The organism is Collinsella sp. AF23-4AC, assembly GCF_003462685.1.
Classification (GTDB): Bacteria; Actinomycetota; Coriobacteriia; order Coriobacteriales; family Coriobacteriaceae; genus Collinsella.
Window position 1 is genome coordinate 1 of record NZ_QRVE01000035.1, and the last position, 4,194, is coordinate 4,194.

Annotated in this window: 5 protein-coding genes; all 5 read right to left on the reverse strand. The window is 58.4% G+C overall.

All coding sequences use genetic code 11. The features are described from left to right. Positions 1-320: 320 nt before the first annotated feature. The 5 genes from DWY05_RS09760 to DWY05_RS09780 all read right to left on the reverse strand — a co-directional run bounded on the left by DWY05_RS09760 (position 321) and on the right by DWY05_RS09780 (position 4,120). Positions 321-1,166 carry a sugar phosphate isomerase/epimerase gene (locus tag DWY05_RS09760; RefSeq protein WP_117770651.1) on the reverse strand — a complete coding sequence of 282 codons (846 nt, stop codon included), beginning with the start codon at positions 1,164-1,166 and terminating at the stop codon, positions 321-323. Positions 1,167-1,278: 112 nt separating this feature from the next. Further along, positions 1,279-2,103, reverse strand: a complete 825-nt coding sequence (locus DWY05_RS09765) for a PTS system mannose/fructose/sorbose family transporter subunit IID (protein WP_197032845.1) — start codon at positions 2,101-2,103, stop codon at positions 1,279-1,281. Further along, a complete protein-coding gene (locus DWY05_RS09770; protein ID WP_006235882.1) occupies positions 2,093-2,866 on the reverse strand; it encodes a PTS sugar transporter subunit IIC in 774 nt (257 codons plus the stop codon). Before DWY05_RS09770 ends, DWY05_RS09765 begins: the two co-directional genes overlap by 11 nt. A gap of 294 nt (positions 2,867-3,160) precedes the next feature. After that, positions 3,161-3,643 (reverse strand): PTS sugar transporter subunit IIB, encoded by a 483-nt coding sequence (locus tag DWY05_RS09775; RefSeq protein WP_055252644.1) that lies wholly within the window; start codon positions 3,641-3,643, stop codon positions 3,161-3,163. Positions 3,644-3,700: 57 nt separating this feature from the next. After that, positions 3,701-4,120, reverse strand: coding sequence for a PTS sugar transporter subunit IIA (locus tag DWY05_RS09780; RefSeq protein WP_117821542.1), 420 nt, complete (start codon positions 4,118-4,120; stop codon positions 3,701-3,703). Positions 4,121-4,194 lie beyond the last annotated feature (74 nt).

Below are 4,194 nucleotides of genomic sequence, written 5' to 3' on the forward strand. Positions count from 1 at the left end.
AGGTAGCCCTCCTGGTCGAAGTGCATGATCTCGATCTTCTCGGTCTCCTTCATGTGTGTCCTCCCATCACATGTGCGCAATTCTATACATCGCGCTTCTTGCTGATACCAATTATAGCCATACGATTGCTTGTTATTTAATACCAATCCAAACTCACGGAGATTTGCGGCGAACGGTCGGTTTCCTCGCCCGAGTGGTATTACAACGCCAATAGTTGTCTATTTCGAGCGCTACTGCCAACGGGTTCCCCACAACTCGCCAGCTATAAAAGCGTTGCGCCAGACCCGCCCAAGCGTTTCCGGCGCAACCGTGCAGTTTAGTTATTCGGCTTCCATCTCCGCTGTCACACGGCGATACATCTCGATAACCTGAGTCGTCGCCTTGGACGGATCCTGATAGTAGCGGCCGTCACACGTCTCGGCCGAGACATAGCCCGTATAGCCGTGGCGCATGAGTGCCTCGAGGTCGGCACGCATATCACGCTCGCCGTCGCCCCAGGCAAGATGCGTCGTGCCACCGCCCACATCGACAAAGTGGGTGTGAACGATCTTGTCGCCCAAAACCTCAAAGTAGCCGTCGATTGTGTCGCCGGCAACTTCCATGGCGCCAAAGTCGATACATGCCTTCAGGTTGGGGCGATCGACCGCCTCGAGGATGCGCGCGACATCCTGTGCGGTGTTGACCAACACGGACTCCGACGGCTGCAGGGCCTCGAGCGCGACGCGAATACCGCGCGTATCGGCGTAGTCGCACACCGAGCGCAGCATGGCAACGCTGCGGGCCCAGGCGTCCTCAGCCGGCTCGTCCAGATAGGCCCAACCACTCGTCACCAGAATCTGCGGCACGCCCAACTCAACGGCAACGTCGATCACATTCTTAAAGTACGAGAGGATGCGTTTTTGGCCCGCCTCACCGCGCACCGCGACGTTCCACGGCTTGGGGTTGTTCTGCTCGGGGCACACGCACACGATCTTGATACCGTATTGGGCGGCAAGATCGCGAATCTTATCCACCGAATCGTGCTCATGGCAATCCACATACAGGTGCATCGAGCCGGTCCACAGCTCGATATTGCGATAGCCGGCCTCACCTGCAGCCTTAAAAAACGTCTCGATGCTGTAGTAACGATGGTTGATGTTCATGAGCGAAAGCTCGGGTACGACCATAGCCCTCCCCTTTCGTACGGAGTTTTAAAAAACAGGGGGCCGCCGCAGATGCGACAAGCCCCCCAAAGATCGACGCAACCGTTAGACGCGATGGAAGCGCGATTCGAACATATTAGGCAAGCACGCCAAAGTAAGCGCCGATAATGCCCACGACCATGGTGCAGAGGATCAGGACCATCGGGTTGATCTTCTTGGAGAGCAGCCAGTAGTAGAGCCAGAAGGCGGCCATACCGAGCATACCGGGCATGATGCCGTCCAGGATGTCCTGGAGAGTCTGGGCGGAGTCGCCCTGACCGATGGCGATGGGCAACGAAGCCCAGAACATGTCCTTGCTCATGGCGCCGACGACCATAACGCCGACAATGCCGACGCAGGCCATGATCTTTTGCATCAGGCCGGTCTTCTGAGCCTCGTCGAGGAAGCCAATGCCTAGCTCATAACCCTTGATAGCGCCAAAGATACGAATCAGGAACGCCGGGATGTTGTAGACGAGCAGGAAGGCGATGGGGCCAAAGACGTTGCCGGCCTGGCACAGGCTGATGCCCACGGCAGCGGCGACGACGCGCAGGGTGGACAGGAAGAAGGAGTCACCCAGGCCGGAAAGCGGACCCATGAGGGCGGCCTTGATGTCGTTGACGCTCTCGGGCTCAACCTCGCCACGAGCGACCTTTTCTTCCATGGCCATCGCGATGCCACCCACGAAGGGAGCGAGCTGCGGGGTGATGTTGAAGAATGCGCTGTGACGGTGCAAGGCCTCGGCGTAATCATCGGGACGGCCGGCATAGATCTTCTTGAGCATGTTGGCGACCATCAGGCAGAAGGCAATGTTCATCTGCTTGTAGTAGGTCCAGGAGAATTCCATGCCCAGGGCGCCGGTGTTCACGGCGCTCTTAATGAGGTCGGAGCGAGTAATCTGGTTCTCGGAATTAGAAGTCATCGTCCTCATCCCCTTCCACAGAAAGCTGGGACTGGGCGCCACCAAGGCCCAGCAGGTCGTACTTGTCGATGCCGATGATGATTGCGATCAGGGCGACGCCGAGGACGGGCACGTTGGCATAGGAGCACAGCAGGAAGCCCAGGAAGTAGAACGGCACGAGCTGCTTGGTAAGCACCAGACGGCCGAGCATGGCGAAGCCCATGGCAGGCAGGATGTTGGCTGCGACGCCAAAGCCATCGAGGACGAACGTCGGGATGAAGTCGAGCAGGCCCTGAACAGCGTCGGCACCCAGATAGAAGGAGACCGAGCACAGGATAAAGGCCAGGACGACAATCACGAGACCGATAATCCAGTGCATAGCGTAGATACCCTTGAGGTTACCCTTGCTGGCAAAGACGTCGGCACGGTCGACCAGAAGGGGCATACCGGCGTTGACGACGTTCTTAATGGCCAGGCACAGAGTGGCGATGGGCATCGCGAGCGCGATAGCGGCCTCGGTGCTCTGACCCAGCTGAATAGCGAAGGCGCAGGCGAGCACACCGCCAATACACTCATCGGGCGGCACGTAAGCGCCGATGGAGATTGAACCCATGAAGAGCAGCTCGAGGCTCGCACCGATGGCGAGGCCGGACTGCAGGTCCCCGAGGACTATGCCGACGAGCGGGCACAGAACGATCGGGCGGAACGCATAGAGCGTACCGAGCTGATAATCGAGCTTACCGAAGGCAGCGATAAGTCCGATGAGGATCGCTTGAACAAGCATTGTTCCTCCCTTTGATCCCTCTTGGATCCGCGCGGCGATTCCCGACTTGTCAGCGCGCCCTTTTCCATGCCGACAATCGCCTAGACAGATCCAGCTTGTACCGGTGTGCTGTTAACACCTAAACCGGTGCAAATGATTTGATACCAATTATATAGTCATGAGAAAACTATTTAATACCAATCGCTCAACGGGCGTGTACTCCCGGTGAACGGTAGATGGGGGTAACGGGTAAAGCGTTTATCCGGTACGCCCACGAATAGGGGCGGCGCCGTGCGCGCCGCCCGTGGTTCCCAATTAGAGGGCGCTTAGGGCATCGACCTTGGGGTCGTCGGCCAGAGCGCGAATCTCGACCTCGACACCGCGGCCGACGAGCTCACGAATGTCCTCTTCCTCGGCAGCAGTCACAAAGATCTGGCGGGAGATCTTACGGGCATCGGGACGCTGCTCGTCCTTGGACTTGGTGTTGCCCAGGTTGATGGAGGTGATCTGCGGGCAGCCGTCGACAAGCTGCTTGGCCTCGGCGATGCTGGCGACGCAGATGATCATCTTGTACTTATCGGTAACACCGGAGTTGATGGCCTCGATGGCGTGCTCCATGTCCTTGATGACGAGCTTGACGTTGGCCGGCTTTCCCATCTTGAGCGTAGTCTTCCAGACGGGATCGTTGGCAACCTTGTCGCCAACGCAGAAGATGCAGTCGGAGCCCAAGCCCTGGACCCAAGAGACGGCCACCTGGCCATGAAGCAGACGATGGTCGACGCGAAGCAGTTGAATCATGATTGACCCCCAAAGGTCTCATGCCGGAAACCCGGCCCCATTAATAGCAGGCGGTGACTAGAACTCTTCCTCGTCATCCGCATCGGTCAGCAGGTCGTTGACAAACTTGACGCGCGTGTCGTCAGCCGCGAGGATCTCGCGGATAACCTGATCGGCGGGAGCCTCCTGGTCCGAAAAGAGCAGCTGGATCAGCAGCGGCAGATTCATGTTGGCAACCAGGTAGGCGTTGGGGCGCGTCTGGACGATCTTGGTGAACTCGTTGTTGACGCTGCCGCCAAACAGGTCGGTGCACACGATTACGTCGTCGGCGGGGTCGAAGGTCGCCAGGAGCTTGGCGGCCTCCTCGGCGACGTCGGTGCGGCCGTCGACAAACATCGACAGGTCGTGGACGTTATCGCGCGCGCCCGAGAGCAGCTCGGTGCTCTCTTTGATGCCGGTCGCAAAATGCGCGTGGCTGGCAAAGATGTATTGCCTCATTGCGGTTTCCCCCAAATGAAATTAGTAGTCGAACTGGTGGTAGTAGCGGCGGTACTTGAGGTTGTGCTTGGTGA